The sequence below is a fragment of the Flavobacterium hibisci genome (assembly GCF_020026925.1).
Lineage (GTDB): Bacteria > Bacteroidota > Bacteroidia > Flavobacteriales > Flavobacteriaceae > Flavobacterium > Flavobacterium hibisci.
On the sequence record NZ_JAIQDW010000005.1, the window covers coordinates 117,557 to 134,893 of the forward strand.

Annotated in this window: 13 protein-coding genes; 8 read left to right on the forward strand and 5 right to left on the reverse strand. The window is 32.5% G+C overall.

From position 1 onward, the window contains the following. Nucleotides 1-219: 219 nt before the first annotated feature. Nucleotides 220-4,716 carry a translocation/assembly module TamB domain-containing protein gene (locus K8B81_RS07485; protein WP_223680478.1) on the reverse strand — a complete coding sequence of 1,499 codons (4,497 nt, stop codon included), beginning with the start codon at nucleotides 4,714-4,716 and terminating at the stop codon, nucleotides 220-222. 191 nt (nucleotides 4,717-4,907) lie between these two features. On the opposite strand from K8B81_RS07485, the gene tsaD reads away from it, so the two are divergent. The 8 genes from tsaD (at nucleotide 4,908) to K8B81_RS07525 (ending at nucleotide 11,870) form a co-directional block, all read left to right on the forward strand. Further along, nucleotides 4,908-5,930 (forward strand): tRNA (adenosine(37)-N6)-threonylcarbamoyltransferase complex transferase subunit TsaD, encoded by a 1,023-nt coding sequence (tsaD, locus tag K8B81_RS07490; protein WP_223680480.1) that lies wholly within the window; start codon nucleotides 4,908-4,910, stop codon nucleotides 5,928-5,930. Between the two features lie 2 nt (nucleotides 5,931-5,932). Then, entirely contained in the window at nucleotides 5,933-6,646 is a 714-nt protein-coding gene (locus K8B81_RS07495) for a 16S rRNA (uracil(1498)-N(3))-methyltransferase (protein ID WP_223680482.1), read from the forward strand. Between the two features lie 17 nt (nucleotides 6,647-6,663). Then, nucleotides 6,664-7,302, forward strand: coding sequence for a DUF4159 domain-containing protein (locus K8B81_RS07500; RefSeq protein ID WP_223680484.1), 639 nt, complete (start codon nucleotides 6,664-6,666; stop codon nucleotides 7,300-7,302). Nucleotides 7,303-7,312: 10 nt separating this feature from the next. Continuing rightward, complete coding sequence (locus tag K8B81_RS07505; RefSeq protein ID WP_223680486.1) at nucleotides 7,313-7,807, forward strand: TrmH family RNA methyltransferase; 495 nt, start codon at nucleotides 7,313-7,315, stop codon at nucleotides 7,805-7,807. A gap of 156 nt (nucleotides 7,808-7,963) precedes the next feature. Next, nucleotides 7,964-8,923 carry a zinc metalloprotease gene (locus tag K8B81_RS07510; protein WP_223680488.1) on the forward strand — a complete coding sequence of 320 codons (960 nt, stop codon included), beginning with the start codon at nucleotides 7,964-7,966 and terminating at the stop codon, nucleotides 8,921-8,923. A 107-nt stretch (nucleotides 8,924-9,030) separates the two neighbouring features. Continuing rightward, entirely contained in the window at nucleotides 9,031-10,122 is a 1,092-nt protein-coding gene (locus tag K8B81_RS07515) for an AI-2E family transporter (protein ID WP_223680490.1), read from the forward strand. A gap of 2 nt (nucleotides 10,123-10,124) precedes the next feature. Further along, nucleotides 10,125-11,303 (forward strand): class I SAM-dependent methyltransferase, encoded by a 1,179-nt coding sequence (locus K8B81_RS07520; RefSeq protein WP_223680493.1) that lies wholly within the window; start codon nucleotides 10,125-10,127, stop codon nucleotides 11,301-11,303. A 3-nt stretch (nucleotides 11,304-11,306) separates the two neighbouring features. Continuing rightward, nucleotides 11,307-11,870: a hypothetical protein gene (locus K8B81_RS07525; RefSeq protein ID WP_223680495.1), complete on the forward strand. Its 564-nt coding sequence runs from the start codon at nucleotides 11,307-11,309 to the stop codon at nucleotides 11,868-11,870. Here the strand turns inward: K8B81_RS07525 and K8B81_RS07530 are convergent, their stop codons facing one another. The 4 genes from K8B81_RS07530 to K8B81_RS07545 form a co-directional block, all read right to left on the reverse strand. Then, entirely contained in the window at nucleotides 11,871-12,533 is a 663-nt protein-coding gene (locus K8B81_RS07530; protein ID WP_223680497.1) for a M15 family metallopeptidase, read from the reverse strand. It lies immediately after the preceding gene. A gap of 46 nt (nucleotides 12,534-12,579) precedes the next feature. Further along, the gene (locus K8B81_RS07535; RefSeq protein ID WP_223680499.1) at nucleotides 12,580-13,683 is read right to left on the reverse strand and encodes a fatty acid desaturase family protein; all 1,104 of its coding nucleotides are present in this window, start codon (nucleotides 13,681-13,683) and stop codon (nucleotides 12,580-12,582) included. Nucleotides 13,684-13,890: 207 nt separating this feature from the next. Continuing rightward, a complete protein-coding gene (locus tag K8B81_RS07540; RefSeq protein WP_223680502.1) occupies nucleotides 13,891-16,074 on the reverse strand; it encodes a TonB-dependent receptor family protein in 2,184 nt (727 codons plus the stop codon). A gap of 63 nt (nucleotides 16,075-16,137) precedes the next feature. Beyond that, a complete protein-coding gene (locus K8B81_RS07545) occupies nucleotides 16,138-17,301 on the reverse strand; it encodes an alpha/beta hydrolase-fold protein (RefSeq protein WP_223680504.1) in 1,164 nt (387 codons plus the stop codon). Nucleotides 17,302-17,337: the final 36 nt, after the last annotated feature.

The following is a 17,337-nucleotide window of genomic DNA, read 5'->3' on the forward strand; positions in this document are numbered from 1 at the left end:
AACATTGATCACTTTTCAGTTGATGATTATAATAAATTAGTAAAAAAACTTAATTCAAACGTTTTCGGTTAATAAGTTTTTCTATACTTAAAAATTCATTTAAAATAATAAAAGTGCCATTTTTTAATTAAAAATGCAAAATTAACAATCCGCAAATGAAGTGTTATAAAAATCCATTTTATGCTAATTATAAACAAATCTATAAAATTTAAATTCTGTTTAATAATCATTATCCGGAATTAATCCTTCATTGTTATTCTTTTGCTCTTGTTTTTCATCCTTTTTTTCAGGCTTCCTTTTGTCCTTTTCCACTTCTTTTTTAGCGTTTGTAAAATTGATGTAATCAGGGTTCAGATTAGAATCCTGTATATCATTTGAACCTTTACTTGTTTTTCCTAATTTATTCTTCTTGAAGATCTTATTAACTAACTCGCTGAAAGTATCAAAATCTACTTCATAACTAATACCTACCCCCTGCGTGTAGCCAATACCCTGACCTACGTAGCTAAGGTCATTTTCCTTATTGAACAAACGCAAATTAGCTGTACCGTCTTCATTAATACGATATTGTACTTCAATATCTCCTACTATTGCCGATTCATTTATACCTCCTACAGGCACACCAACTTTTCCATTAATAGTAATGCGTTCATTAATTTGTGATGATACTGTTGCTACTACCTGACCATCAGCTTCCTGTCCTATACGCCTGTCCGCAGAAACATAATTAAAGCCAACATTAATTTTATCATTGTCTGATTTAATTATATCCCCTAATAAACTGGAAGCAGTTTCAGCAAATGTTCCTGATAAATCTCCCTGGCTAAAACCATCCGTGCTCATAAAAGAACCCGTTGATAATAAATATAAAGCCTGGGTCTGACGAATGTCTTTATCATCCAGTTTATATTGTATTTCTGACTTTAAAACACTACTTACAGAAGGAAACTGAATATCAAAATTAGGTTCCGGACTGGCTAAATCGCCTCTTAAACCAATAACTACTTCAACAGGAACCTTTTTATTAAATGAAGAGTTTTCCAATAATACTGCAGGATTAGCTATTGTTCTGTATACAGCTTCTAAATTTAATTGTGCTCTCATAGGGTTTCCTTCCCAAATAATTGAACCACCTTTTCTAACGGCAAATTTTTTATCAATTAATCCGCCGTATTTAAAATTATAAGTTCCTTCATAAGCCTGAAAATCCCCCCACATATTAAACTTACCGAGCGTATTAATTTTAAACAGTAAGGATCCATATCCTTTCCCTTTCATCCCATGTCCGGAATCCCTGTCTAAAATCACTTCAATTTCCGCATCTGGTGTAATATCAAAATCAAATTCTAATTCGAGACCATTATAGTTTTTTGTCTTTTCGACAATACCATTTGCTAAATTATACTTTTCCTTAGCTGTTATAAAATGTATAAAACTTTTTTCTCCAACACTTTGAACATTGCTGATTGGAATTTTTATCTCAGTTCCTTTCTCAGATTTTGCATCTACTTTAATAAACAATGCCTCAGTTGGCCCTTTTATACTTGCAGTACCATTTATAAAAGCTGTTCCAAAATAGGCAGCATCATCACTATCTTTTGTGTCTAATGCCAGTAGTCGCTTTGAAGTTATAGTTAAATCTAATTTCCAGTCTCCAAAATTCTTATGCTCTATACTTCCGTTTAACAGACCTTTTGTGCCAAATTTGGTGTCTGTCAGCTGATTATTCCTAAACAGGAACTTTTCATCAGTTAAATCTACTACAGTTCTATTGTTTAATTCATAATCTGTATTAAGATAAGTAACTGTCATCCCTGCTTTTTCAACATAAAGTCTTCCATTAATTTCAGGCTTTTTCAGATTCCCTGCAATTGCAGCATTTCCGGATACTGTACCTCGTATATTAGACAAAACATCTCCCCCAATTGTACTCAAAGCAGCCAGATTAAATTTATCAAGCTTTAACTTTAAATCTAATAACGTTTCTTTGTTTTGAATGGAAAAATTCCCTTCAGCTTTGAAGGATTCGGCAAAATTATTCTGGATAGAAGAATTTATAGTGAATTTTTTAAATGTTTCATCTCCCGAGATATCAAACTTTAAAGTCCCTAAATCGATCTTATTCAAATTTAGATTATCAATTTCAATGCTAGCAGTAGGCTGATAAATATTTTTATTTTGCTTAAAATTTATATTTCCGTTTAATTTACCGTTAACAACAAATTTTTTATTTAAAGGAGTAATTTTATTGATATCTACATCTTCAAAATTCAGAACAAGGTCTTTATAATCTGTTCCTTTTATAACTCCGTTTAAATCTATTTTTTGATTTTCATGCGACAATATAATGTTGTCAATGTTGAAATTTTTAAATTTTTTATCAAAAACTACCTGATTATCATCTTCCTCATCTTCATTCAAATACCATAAATAGTCCTTAAATTTCATTTCTGACTTATGAATCCCAACTACGTTGTTTTTATTTTTATCTATTGTATGATAAAGATTCAGATTAAAATAATCCTCACCTTTGCTTCCACCTTTAAATTCAGAACGAACAAACAAAGTATCTTTTGATGTTACATTAATTAAATTAAAATCGCGAACCTTATAATAAGGAGTTTTAATACTATCCAGTTCGATAAAGGCATTATAGAGCGGATTCTTATTATCAATATTAATGCGAATATTATCGAATGTATTTTTTGAAGCTGTAATTTTTTGTGAATTGAACCTGAACTTAAATTCTTGTTTATCAGAATCGATTTTACCGCGCATTACAGTACTCGAATCAATTTCAATATCCGGGTACAACATTTCAACCACTTTATTGTACACATGGAAATTAAAACGCAGAAACTGCCCTTTTTTAACTTTGTAAGGTTTATAATTCGTGTAAAGACTTCCGACAGAATTCATAACCAGTTTATCTAACTGGTCAAATTGAAATTTACCTACAATTTTTCCATTTACAACATCATTTGAATTAACAGTTATAGTACGCAAATTGTCTGAATCGAAACTTGAATTTACCGTTATTTCATCAAAAGCATATGTTGATTTTGGATTTTGGTAAACAGCATCTTTTATAAAAATATTTCCATGTAAACTTTGCAGAGAATTCCCACTAACCTGTACAATTGCATCACCAGTAAAACTGGAAATGGAATCATTAACGAATTTCAGTTTTCTCAAATCTGAATTTTCGATATTAATATGAAAATCATATTTATTTTCCCGTTTGCTCAAATCAACCAAACCATCAAATGTCAGGTTTAAATTAGGATCGTTAATAGAAATCTGACCTTTATAATATGGTAGTTTAAAATTGCCATTTACAACAATATTATTGTAAGTGTACTTATTATAATCCAGTTTTGCGATATCCCCTTTTACAATTGTATTTAAATATTTCTTAGAAAACCCTATACCATCAACATTTAGGTTTAGAGTCGTTTTACCTATATCTTTCCTTTGCAATAAGGTTCCGAGGTCAAAATCATTAAGAACAATATTTCCTGAGTAAGAAGCTTTATCTATAAAATCAATATTATTCATATGCAGGTCGATTTCTCCATTACCGAGATCGCTGGCCATTTTGAATTTTGATTCTAAATCTGTGGTTGATACTCTTATAGCTCCAACTATATTAACTTTTCCAATTCTTTTTAATTCTTTAGGAAGTTTTTTTCCTAAAACATCTGGAAGCAAAACGACCAAATTATCATAGCTGGTAATGAGTTTATCAAATTTACCATCCATCGAAAATTTTTGGGATTTGCTTCCTAAAAGATTTTTAAAATTGATATTTCCAATAATTCTTGTCCCGTTCGTATCACTTAATCTTAGCTTTTTTAAATTAAGGTTATTCAGTGGCCCCTGTATTTTAGTTTTTACTTTAAAATGCTGATTTTTACCTAATCCCCCGTAAAAATAACGAATATCATTTGAAGCCAATGAAGCTGAGTCTAACACTACATCAAACCTAACTTTATCAGTAAATTCTAAGAAATCTTTTACCTGATAATTTAAAATAGCTTTACCATGAATAGTCGATCTTTTGGTAGTAATGGCTAAATTTTCAAGCTTTATTTGTTTTTTGCTGTAACTGAATTTTGAACTTAAATTTGAAACATAAAGACCTCTGTGGTCCAGAAAAGAAAATCTGTGGATATTTGTATTTATTTCAGATCCATATATTTTAAATTCACTGATATAAGTATTCAGGTTTTTAAAATCTATAATCTTTGGAGTCTTTTTGTTTTCGTCAACTGCAGAAAATGAACCTTGCGATATGTAAGCATTTTTTGCTGTTAAAAGAAAATGTTTGCTTGATTTTGTAGGTTTTCCTGATTCAAATAATCGTATAAAAACATTAATATTATTTTCATCTTCGTTTTTATATGTTTTCAGGTTAAAAATTAATCCTGTCAAACGAACATCGCCAAAAATTAAATCACCATCAATTAGTCTGGTTACGCTTAACACATCTGTGGTAATAATATCCGAGTAGATTAACGTTTTTTTGTGATGGTCTAAAATTAGTACTTTTTTAAGTTTAACGCCTCCAAAAGCATTAATTGCCACCTTTTCGATACTGATATTCGTTTTAAAATCAGTATTAAGCGTATCCGCAATGTAATGGGCAATTTTTGTTTGCACAAATGGCAAAGACAAAGTAATAGCAATTACCAAAACGAGTAAAACTAACCCCATAAGGGTTCTGGATATTATTTTCTTTACTTTTTTAATAGCTGCTTTTATTTTTAGTTTTCTTTAAATTTATTTTTGAACAGACAAACAACGGCTGTTTTGATAAAAATTCTTTAATTTTGGCTCCTCCTTTTACGATTAAACAAAGTTAAAAATTTGATTTGTCAAATATAATTCAAAATTTGTGCCTTTATATGCAAAATTCAGAGGTTTTTATTCTTGCCATCGAAAGTTCCTGCGATGATACTGCTGCCGCGGTTTTACATAACGACAAAGTACTCTCAAATGTTGTGGCAAATCAGTTAATTCACAATCAATATGGGGGTGTTGTTCCTGAACTGGCTTCGAGGGCACATCAACAAAATATTGTACCTGTAATTGATGCCGCATTACGCAAAGCTAATATACAAAAAGAACAATTAACAGGTATTGCTTTTACACAAGGTCCGGGTTTAATGGGTTCTTTATTGGTTGGAAGCTCTTTTAGCAAGTCATTGTCGCTGGCTTTAAAAATCCCATTGATTGCTGTAAATCACATGCATGCTCATATTTTAGCGCATTTTATTGATGAAGAAGGATTCGACAAACCGGAGTTTCCATTTTTAGCGCTAACCATTAGTGGAGGACATACCCAAATTGTAAAAGTGAATGGCTTTTTTGATATGGAAATCATTGGTGAAACTACGGATGATGCTGTTGGGGAAGCTTTTGATAAAAGTGCCAAAATTCTTGGACTTCCTTATCCTGGCGGTCCTTTGATTGATAAATATGCCAAAGAAGGCAACCCAAAAGCTTTTCAGTTTACAAAACCAAAAGTTCCCGGTTTAGATTTTAGTTTCTCTGGTCTAAAAACAGCCATTCTATATTTTATCCAGAAGAATAAGCAGGAAAATCCAACTTTTATTGAAGAAAACCTAAATGATATTTGTGCCTCCATTCAATATACAATTATTGAAATTTTGATGGATAAATTAAAATTAGCGGTAAAAGAAACCGGGATTAAACAAATTGCTATCGGCGGAGGTGTTTCTGCCAATTCAGGAATCAGAACCCGTTTGAAAGAAAGTGAAGGCAAATATGGCTGGAAAACGTTTATTCCTAAATTTGAATATACTACAGATAATGCTGCAATGATAGGAATTGTAGGGTATCAAAAATATTTATCAGGCCGTTTTGAAACCTCAGCTGTTGTTTCTAAAGCACGAATTCAATTTTAATTATGCAGTTATTTTACAATCCGAATATAGACGAGGCAACTGAAACTTTTTCTTTCGACAAAGAAGAAAGCCGTCATATCATTAAAGTTTTACGAAAAAAAGATTCAGATATCCTTCACGTTACAAATGGCTTGGGATTATTGTTTGAAACCGAAATTACGCTTGCATCAGATAACAAATGCATTGTAGAAGTTCGCTCCATACAAAAATCACCTCAACCAAAATTTTATTTACATCTTGCGGTGGCACCAACCAAAATGAATGACCGATTTGAATGGTTTTTAGAAAAAGCAACTGAAATAGGAATTCAGGAAATCACACCAATTATCTGCGATCGATCTGAAAGAAAGGTTATTAATAAGGAACGATTTGAGAAAATCATTCTTTCAGCAATGAAACAATCCAATGAAACTTTTTTGCCAAAATTAAACGAAGCAATTTCTTTTAAAGAATTCATCAAACAAAAAAAAGATGGATTACAGTTCATCGCACATTGTGAGGAAACAGATAAAAAGTCGCTGAAGCAATCATTAAAGCAAAACGAAAACATAACACTTTTGATTGGTCCCGAGGGCGATTTTTCTGAAAAAGAAATTACCTTGGCGATTGAAAACAAGTTCCAGCCTGTTACTTTAGGAAATACCCGTTTACGCACTGAAACCGCTGCAGTTGTCGCATGCCATAGTGTTGTGTTTTTCAATGAAAACTCAAATTAACCGACTTTAAAATTGATATGAAAAAAATATTGTTTCTGTTTTTATTGGCTTCTATTTCTTCTTTTGCACAAGAAATTGCCTTATTAAAATATAGCGGTGGCGGAGACTGGTACGCAAATCCTACTTCACTGCCAAACTTAATTCGGTTTTGTAATTCCACTATTCAAACCCAGATAAAAGCAAAACCTTCAACAGTTGAGCCAGGAAATCCAGACTTACTCTCTTACCCTTTTGTACACATGACGGGGCATGGAAATGTTGTTTTTAGTGATGCTGATATAACAAATCTTAGAAACTACCTAAACGGAGGCGGTTTCCTGCATATTGATGATAATTACGGGATGGATCAATATATTAGAAAAGAAATAAAAAAAATATTTCCAAATAATAGTTTAGTTGAGATTCCGGCTAATCATGCTATTTTTCAAAAACCTTTTCCTTTTCCGAACGGGCTGCCAAAAATTCATGAACACGATGCTAAAAGACCTCAGGCTTTTGGGATTTTTGTAGAAAACAAGCTGGTTTTACTATATACCTACGAATGTGATCTTGGTGACGGCTGGGAAGATCCGGAAGTAAATAATGATCCGGCCGAAGTACGCCAGAAGGCATTAAAAATGGGTGCCAATATCATCAATTATATTTTCACCAATTAATCTATACACAGTGCAGCTTACCCACGAAGAAAATCAATTTGAAAGTAAAACATTTCCCATAACCCTGGTTTGCGATCACATCTACTTTCAGCAAAACATTGGTTCTCTTTTTAGAATTAGTGAAGCTTTTGGTATTGAAAAAATCATTTTTTTAGGAAAAGATATTCCGTTAAATCCCAGAAAAATAAATAAAACTTCAAGAAGTACTCATCTTAATGTTTCTCATACTGTTATTGAAGAAACAGATGAATTAATTCATTATCTACTTGAAAATCAATTTGAAATCATTGCTTTAGAAATTACTCATAACAGCAAGCCTTTAAAAGAAATCATAATTCCTGATGATAAAAAAATAGCACTCTTGATAGGAAGTGAAATTGATGGAATTTCTAGCAATCTCTTAAAAATTTCAAATCAAATTGTCCATATTACGATGTTTGGAAAAAACAGCAGCATGAATGTTGTTCAGGCAACAAGCATAGCTTTGTACGAATTAACTTCTTAAAATAATATTTAACACTTTTATAAGAACTAGACTACATAAGGGTTTGTAAGATTCTGATCAACAAATTGTTATAAAAATTTTGACAATTACATTTTTTGTTATAAAATTGTGTAAGAATTTAACTAATTAAACATTTTATAACAAAACCCCTTTATTATGAAAAAAATTCTTTTTTCCGCCGTTACAGCTCTTATGCTGTTTTCTTGTCAAAATGATAAGACAGAATCTTCAGATCCTGATTTAAATGTAGCTTCAAGACGTGGTTGTGCATCCCAAGAAGTTTTAGAAGAACAATTAAAAGCGAACCCGGCATTAGCTCTTAAAATGAATGAGATCGAAGCTTTTACAGCTAAACATTCCTTGGATAAATTTACAGGTCGATTAGTAAACGGTAAAATCGAAATTCCTGTAGTAGTAAATGTATTATACAGAACTACTGCACAGAACATTTCTGATGCACAGATTCAATCGCAAATTGATGTCCTGAACAAAGACTTTAATGCGCTAAATTCAGATTATAATAATGTCCCGGCACTCTTTTCGGGTGTAAAAGCGAATATCGGGATTACATTTGTTTTAGATCAGGTCATTAGAAAATCTACAACAAAAACTTCCTGGGGTACAAATGACGCCATGAAAAAAACTGCACAGGGCGGTCTAGCACCAACGTCACCTACAACCAAGCTTAATTTATGGTCATGTGTGATTGGTAATGATATTTTGGGATACGCACAATTTCCGGGAGGACCATCATCAACAGACGGAGTCGTAATTGATTACCGCTATTTTGGTTTATCTGGTGCAGCTAATGCTCCATTTAATTTAGGAAGAACAGGTACTCACGAAGTAGGTCACTGGATGAATTTACGTCACATTTGGGGAGATGCAACTTGCGGAAGCGATTTAGTAGCTGACACACCAACCCATAATGAAGAAAATTATGGTGTACCGGCTTATCCTCATTATAGCACATGTGCCGGAAATCCTGTAGAAATGACAATGAATTACATGGATTACACCAATGATAATGCTATGTATATGTTTACAAATGGACAGAAAACCCGAATATCAGCCATATTTACAACGGGAGGAGCAAGAGCTTCATTTGCCCAATAATTATTGGCAAAAACAACACTTAAAGCGGGATTAATAATCCCGCTTTTTTGATTTAAGGACTAAATTTTAAAAATGGTTTTACTACATTTATAGTCTAAATATTAAACATGGTAACATCAAAAACTATTTCGAACGGTATTTTAAGAGCCTTAGCCACAATCTTAATAATTGGTCTTGTTTTATACTTTTTATACGAAATACAAACCGTAATTGTCTACTTATGCATTTCTTTACTATTGTGTTTAATTGCAAATCCTTTAGTTTTATTTTTAAAAAATAAACTGAAGTTTAGTAATTCGATGGCGGCAACAACAACTATCGTCTTTTTTATATTTCTGATTGTGGGTTTTATACTTCTGTTTGTTCCTTTAATTATTTCACAGGCAAATAATTTGGCGCTATTAGATACAGCTCAACTTCAAACAAAATTCATAGAAACTGAGAAACATCTTGAAGATTACTTTAATATTCAGCATATTGACTTAAATAAAATTATAAAAGACTCTAAACTTACTTCGGTATTAGATTTTAGTTATTTTACCGGATTTATCAATTCAATTATTAATTTCATGGCCGATATGGGAATGGGATTGGTTTCTGTTTTCTTTATCACTTTCTTTTTTATTAAAGATCAGGATATTTTTAAAAATCAGGCCAGAAGAGTAATTCCTGATTCAAATGAAGATAAAATTCTGAATTCAATCACAAAAATAAACCACTTATTAACACGCTATTTTATTGGTTTGCTGTTACAATTAATTGTGGTATTTGTCCTGTATTTAATTGTATTGCTAATATTTGGAAATGAAAACGCTTTTGTCATTGCTTTTTTATGCGCAATTCTAAACATAATTCCATATTTAGGGCCAATTATCGGGACAACATTGGCGGGGATTTTAACGATGATCAGTATGATTGGTCAGGATTTTCAATCTGAAATAGTACCAAAAACAATCTATGTAATTATAGGCTTTTTGATAGTACAAGCGATTGACAATAATATTAGTCAGCCCATAATTTCATCAAAAAGCGTAAATTCGCACCCGTTAGAAATATTCTTGATAATCCTGATCAGCGGAATCACATTTGGAATTGTGGGTATGATAATCGCAGTTCCGGCATTTACAATGATTAAAGTAATTTTAAAAGAATTTTTTCCTGACAATAAAATTGTGTCCGTATTAACCGAAAGAATTTAGCTTTGAATACTTCTATTTTGCATCCAGATATACAGAAATTTATAATTCAAAATACTGGAGCAGATGTAACAAAATTGGCGCTGCAGAAAAATCCGTTTCTACAAGTGGATTGGATTTTAATTTTAAATCAAATTGAAGCGCGAACAAAAGCCAAAGAAAAACTTCCGACTTGGTTTGTGGAAGAAAATATAATTTATCCAAGCAAAATCTCAATTGAACAAACTTCTTCAGAAAAAACAGCTGCTCACAAATCTTCTTTGATTTCCGGAGAATCTTTAATTGATTTAACCGGTGGTTTTGGAGTAGATGACTATTATTTTTCTAAGAAGTTCAAAACAATAGCACACTGTGAAATAAATAAAGAGTTATCGTCAATTGTAAAACATAATTTTGAGCAGCTAAAAGTTGGGAACTGCACTTTTTATGAAGATGACTCAATGAATATTTTAAGTAATTTTAATCAAAAATGGGACTGGATTTATATTGATCCATCCCGTAGAAATGATGCTAAAGGCAAAGTTTTCATGCTGAAAGACTGCTTGCCAAATGTTTCGGAATCGTTAGATTTTTACTTCGAAAAAACAGATTCAATTTTAATTAAAACTGCACCATTATTAGATATTTCTGCAGGGTTATCTGAATTAAAATTTGTAAAGAATATCCATATCATAGCTTTGGAAAACGAAGTAAAAGAATTGCTTTTTGAAATACACCATCACTATTCTGGTGACATTACTATAAAAACAGCTAATCTTTTAAAGGATAAAACTGAAACTTTCGAATTTGTTATGGGTGAATTTGAGTATCCATCCTACCATTTACCTCAAAAGTTTCTGTATGAGCCTAATTCAGCCATTATGAAGTCAGGAGGATTTGATGAAGTTAGCAATTCATTCAAAATAAATAAACTCCACAAAAATTCCCATTTATATACTTCAGATGAATTAATTGATTTTCCGGGACGAACTTTTGAGATCGAGAAAGTAATTTCATATAGCAAAAATGATATGAAAACAACACTTTTAAATCAACAGGCAAATGTTACAACACGTAATTTTCCTGACACAGTAGAAAACATTCGAAAAAAATGGAAAATAAAAAATGGAGGGAATTTGTATTGTTTTTTTACAACTGATAAAAATAATAGTAAAATAGTTTTAATTTGCAGAAAAATAACTTAAAAAATGAAATATTTAATTACACTAGCTTTTTTTCTGTTAACTTATAGCACATTTGCCCAAAAACCTTGTGAATACAGTACAAACGTAACAGATTCAATTGGTACTTATAAAGTTACAAATGAATATCTGGTAAGTGAAAAAAACTTTGGAAACACTTTTGATTATATCTTTTTTTCTTTGGCGCAAACTGACGGTTTGCCAACATTAAACTTACAATTGATCCAAAAAAGCAAGGATTTTATAAAAGCCAATTGTTTTGATAAAAACTCAAAAGTATTTTTACAATTACAGAATGGTAAAGTTGTTACCTTACTACATGTCAATCAGGAAAACTGCGGAACCCTACTTCATGATAAAGATTTTAATAACCGGATCAATACCGGTATTTTTATGTTTATGAAAGATAATTATGAAGAACTGAAGAAATCGCCTGTAACCATTATGCGAATTAAATATTTAACGGCAACCGAAGATTATATCATAAGGGGTGAAATTACATCAGAGATGAACGGAAAAACATACAAGCCTGCTACTTATTTTATGGAAAATATCAGATGTGTGGAATAATTATTCGCAATCCCATTTTTGATTAGAAACCTTATCTTTTAAACCTGTTTTTAAATTATAATGCCACCATTCTGAATCAAAAGAATTAAAGCCGTTTTTAATCATTACTTTTTTAAGGAATTTTCTATTCGATAATACTTCTTTAGAAAGTTTAGTATAATTATGACTTGCCTGAATCCCAAAAAAATCAAAGGGAGTTCCCATATCAACTTCTTTACCTTTAGAATCAACCAAAGAAATATCAACGGCTCCTCCTCTGTTATGGATGGAGCCTTTTTTTGGATCTGCCACATACTCCGGATTTGAAACTATCTGCCACATTTTGTTCTGAATAGATAATGGTCTGTAGCAGTCATAAAGTTTAATTTTATAGCCTTTCTTTATAAAATCCTTGTTGGCTTCTATCAGAGCCTGAACAGTCTTTAAACGCAAAAAACATTCGGCACAATCATACACTTTTGCTTTTAAAAAATTATCCTCAGTAGCATATTTCATATCGTAGATAAAATCTTTACTGTAATCCTTTAAATTGACGAAAGTAGTATCAGTCAGAGAGACATCTTCATATACCTCATTCTGAGCGCTTGAAGAAATTATCCAAAAAAAAGAAACTAAAAAAAACAAAAAGTTTGAATATGAAATTACCTGTACTGTTGACTTCATTGTAAAAATTCACTGTGTTTAGGTAAATATAAACAAAACATTTTTTTTATATCTCTCCTGCCATCATAATATTTTCTTTTATTCCTTTATTCTTAAGCATTCGGAAATGGGACCTTACAGCATGATAAAATGGATAAGAAGTATAAGGAAGATTATATTCTTTAGCATATCGCTTTATTATAGGGGTTATATAAGGATAGTAAGTATGTCCAACACCAGGAAAAAGATGATGTGCCACATGATGCGTAAAACCTCCATACAAAAAGTTAGCTAATTTGCTGTTGGTACTAAAATCTTTAGTCACGATCATCTGATGCAAAGCCCAGGTAGCAGAAAGATTCCCCTCAACATCTGCAACAGGAAACTGTGCATCTTCATCAACATGAGTCGAAACGAGTGCCACAACACCAAGAGCACTTCCGCACATATGCATTGCAATCCATGCAAGTAAAACCATGTACCAGGGTTGATCTAACAAAAACATCGGAAGGAAAAGCAAATAAAAAAGATTAACCAATTTTGCTGCAAATAACAAGTAAACCTCTGTTACTGGAATTTTATCTACTACTTTTTTTACGTAATTATCTTTTTTACCAAAAAAATCTTTAAAGTCCCTTATATAAATCCAATTGAGACTGTACAATGGATAAATAAGCCACATATAGATATACTGATATTTATGATAATTAAATAAAGGGCTGTTAGGAAATATTCTGATGATATCACTTTGCCTTATATCAACATCCCAATCAGGAATGTTGGGATAAGCATGATGAAGATTAATATGACGGCGGGTCCAAAGCCAGTGATTACTTCCAAAAAGCTCCAAAACATACATAAACCACTGATTATGTTTTTGCTTTTTAAACAATGCTCCGTGTGCAGCATCGTGAAATGCATTGATGAACAGTACAATCATCGTAATTCCACATAAAATGTAAAATAAAAATAATAAAAGAGTACTGTTCCCAAAGCAGAGAATGCAGGCATAAAATAAAAAGAAGGCAATAATAAGTCCCAGAGACTTTATAATATTCAAGAGGTATAAGGATGAATTCTGCAAAACAGTTTCATTAACTTCTTTTCTAATCTTTTTAAAAAAATCATCAGTATCAGATTTTAGATAAACCGGGCGTTTTAACTTTTCCATAATGATTATCGACCTAAATTCTTATATCAAATTTAATAAAAAAAAAGCTAAAATACACACAAACAACACTTTAAATAAATAAAATTTACCTGAAAATTAATTTACTTTAAAGAAGAGATGAAAACTGGTAAAGGCATTTCTGTACAGATAAAACAACAAATGGACTTAGAGTCAGTTCGCAATGATGTAGGCCATTTTGGGGGTTTGTCATATTTTTATCGATAGAGTTCCGGAAAAAGTTCTTCCCTCTGATGGCCATATACCCGACCCAGGATAAAATTGTGGTCGCTTGGTAAAATAGTGTTCATCTAAGACATTGTTAATGTTAAATTGAAACTTTATTTTTTCTGTAATTCGGACTGCAAAATTTAAATCAAGCAGCTGATATGCTGGTACTAATCCCACTGCGCCACTTGCAGACGGGACACTAGTATTAAGTGCATCCGCAAAACTCTCAGAAGTATAACTGTATAATACCGATAAACTAACTAAATCATAATTCACAGTAATCCCGTTTCTTGAAATCCATTTAGGAACACTTTCAACCTTGTTCCCTCTAATGCTTACATTACTATTGCCTGATCGTATTGTAGCATCCTGATAGCGCGCATCCATGAAAGAAGTAGATGTAAAAAGCGATAAACTGGTTTTCTTACCTAAAGAAAAGTCTCCTTCTAAAAAGAATTCAATCCCTTTAGTTCGTGAGTCACCAATGTTGGTCCTGAAAATAATCAGATTGTCATCTTTATCAGTTTGAGCAAGCATTCCCATACGGTTGTTATATGGCACGCAGAATGCCGTAACATCCCATTTAAGAAATTTATATTTTCCCCTAAAACCAAATTCTGTATTATATCCATAAGCATCTTTTAAGTTTTTGTCACTTACTTCATAAACAGATTGTGGAATGATGTCTTTGAAAATAACAGGGCGGTAAGCTTGTGACCACCCTGCATAAATATTGATATCGTCTGTTATGTCATATTGTGTAATTACACCAAACAAAGGAAAGCTATGCCGTATTTTATTAGGCAGTTCCGTGTCTGAATAATCATTAATAATACCAGTCATATTGGTTTCACCGTTTTCTATTCTAACTCCTGTGTTTAAGGAGAATCGTTTGGTAAATAGCCATCGATTCTCTGCAAAAAATGCAATATTGCTCGTTTTAAAATGCAGGTCTCTGCCCCAGCCTGGTGATACAAGGGATAAATCAAAATCAGTTCCAGTTGTTCCTTTGCCTTGCTGCTGTCGGTGCAAATCATTATTCATATATCGTAATCCAGCCGCAATTGAATTGGTTTGATTTAGAAATTTATAAGACTGGAGAACCCTCAACTCTGTTGTATAACTATTAAAATGGTCAATATCAACTTGTCTGTTATTATATTCAAGGGTAGCAGGCACAATCTCGTCAGGAATGTTGGCGGGTTTATCAAACATCACACTATTTCTTTCTCCCAGAACAGCCGAAGTTGTGAATCGCAGTTTTGTTGAAGAAGCGATGTTCCAATCAGCTGTTAAAGAAGGAACGTGAATATTTGGCTGATAATAATTCCTTGAGCGTGTTGACATTTTTGGATTGTCCTTAAACATGTTATCAGTCAACGGTCCCGGTATGTGCGTAATATAATTTGAATGTGTCCATTCTAATTTAAGACTTAGCTCTTTTGTAGCGTCATAAAAAAGAGATACGCCCTGAGCATCAAAACCCGAATCACTGTTTTCCCTATAACCTGTTATCCATTTACCATTTATCCATGCGGAGTACCTAAACTTGCCTATTTTACCAGATATACTGTTGTATGTGCTTATCAAACCGTATGATCCCAATGTATTTATCGTTTCAAAAGTATTTTTTTTTATCGTGTCCGGCTGTTTGCTTACATAGTTAATCATACCACCAAACTGTGCACCATATTGAAGCGACCCTGTCCCTCTGACTAATTCAATACGTTCTATCCCTTCCATAGGAATATTGTAATGACTGGCCGGATAGCCGTACATATCAGAGTTAGTAATAATCCCATCTTTACGTATATTGAATTCCCAACTCCGATGAGGGTCAAGTCCGCGGGTAGAAATGTTTAACTGATTACCTGTCCCGTCCATATCATAAACAAATACTCCGGGAATTTTCGCAAAAATCTGTCGGCCATATTTTTCCGTTATGGCAGCATTTTTTTGTGTCATATCAATCACTTCCGTTTTTTTTCCCGAAAAAATATAAGTTCCTTCTATAGGTTCGAGTCGCTGAATATCTTGTGCTGTTTTATTAGCTTCAATTGTCACAGGAGCAAGATGGTGAGTTTTTACTGTGTCATTTGCTGTTTGTCCAAACGCAACAGTTACATTAACCAAAATTCCCGTGATGAATAAAAAACTCTTCATAATTATAATCCTGATTTTTTCAGTAACACAAAACTAAAATTGCGTAATTATTTGATATAAATTTTACCTAAACAATTTTGAAGCAAACTGGTATAAACATCTTCGCCATGTAAGCCATTCATGAGCTGTTTCAGGAGATTCATAATATACATATTTAATTTTTTGCTGATCTAACATCGCTCGGAATGCGCCAACAGATTTTGGGAAAGGAACAGGTTCTTTAGTACCTAAGCCTAACCAAAAAAGTTTTATTTTTTTATTGAGAGCATCGCCGTCTTTATATTTTCCTTCTAAAAATGTAGAAACATCAATTGCATCTGTATTGGGGTAATTTGACGTACCGCTAAATCCGCCGTATTGAGAAAAAGTATCCAGATGGTTCATCATAATTCTCATCGTTTGATTTGCACCCATAGAAAGTCCGGCAATTGCCCTGTTCTCGCGATTTGAGATAGTTCGAAACTTTGCATCAATCATTGGAATTACTTCAGTGATGAATACCTCTTCAAAAACAGATGCTGATTGCTCTTTTTTGTCTCCCTGATTATTTTGTGGTTTATAAGCATATCCGTTATCCATTACAATAATCATAGGAGTTGCTTGCTTTGCAGCAATCAGATTGTCTAAAATCAAATTTGCTTTGCCCTGGGAAGACCAGCCTGTTTCATCCTCAAAACTTCCGTGTTGTAGGTAAAGAACCGGATAACGTGTTTTAATGTTTTCATTATAACCAGGTGGTGTATAGATAAAACAACGTCTAAATGAATTTGTTAGTTTTGAGAAGTAAATATTTTCACTAACAAGACCATGAGCTACATTTTTAAGCGAAAAAAAATCCTGATCTTTAGCAGGAATCTCTATTCCGCTTCCTAATCGGCCGGCACCATAGAAATATAAAGTTCCCGGATCCGGAACAGAAGCCCCATCTATATTTAGCTGATAATAATGAAATCCTTCATCCTGCGGATTAGAATCCCCTGTCCATACCCCATTGGCATCTTTTACCAGATCATACTTAACACCGCCCAGATCAAGCTGGACTTTATTGGCATTTGGCGCAGCAATACTGGCACGAACCCTACCCTGAGAATTAACCTGAGGGAATTTCTTTTCAGGCTGATTGACTGATGATGGCTTAAAATCTTCCGTTATTTTTGTTTCCTGCCCCGAAACTAATTGAAAATATAGGCAGAAAATTAAAAGGACTATAAAAAGATTATTTTTCATTTTTAGTTTTTTAAAGTTTAATTTATTTTTTACAGA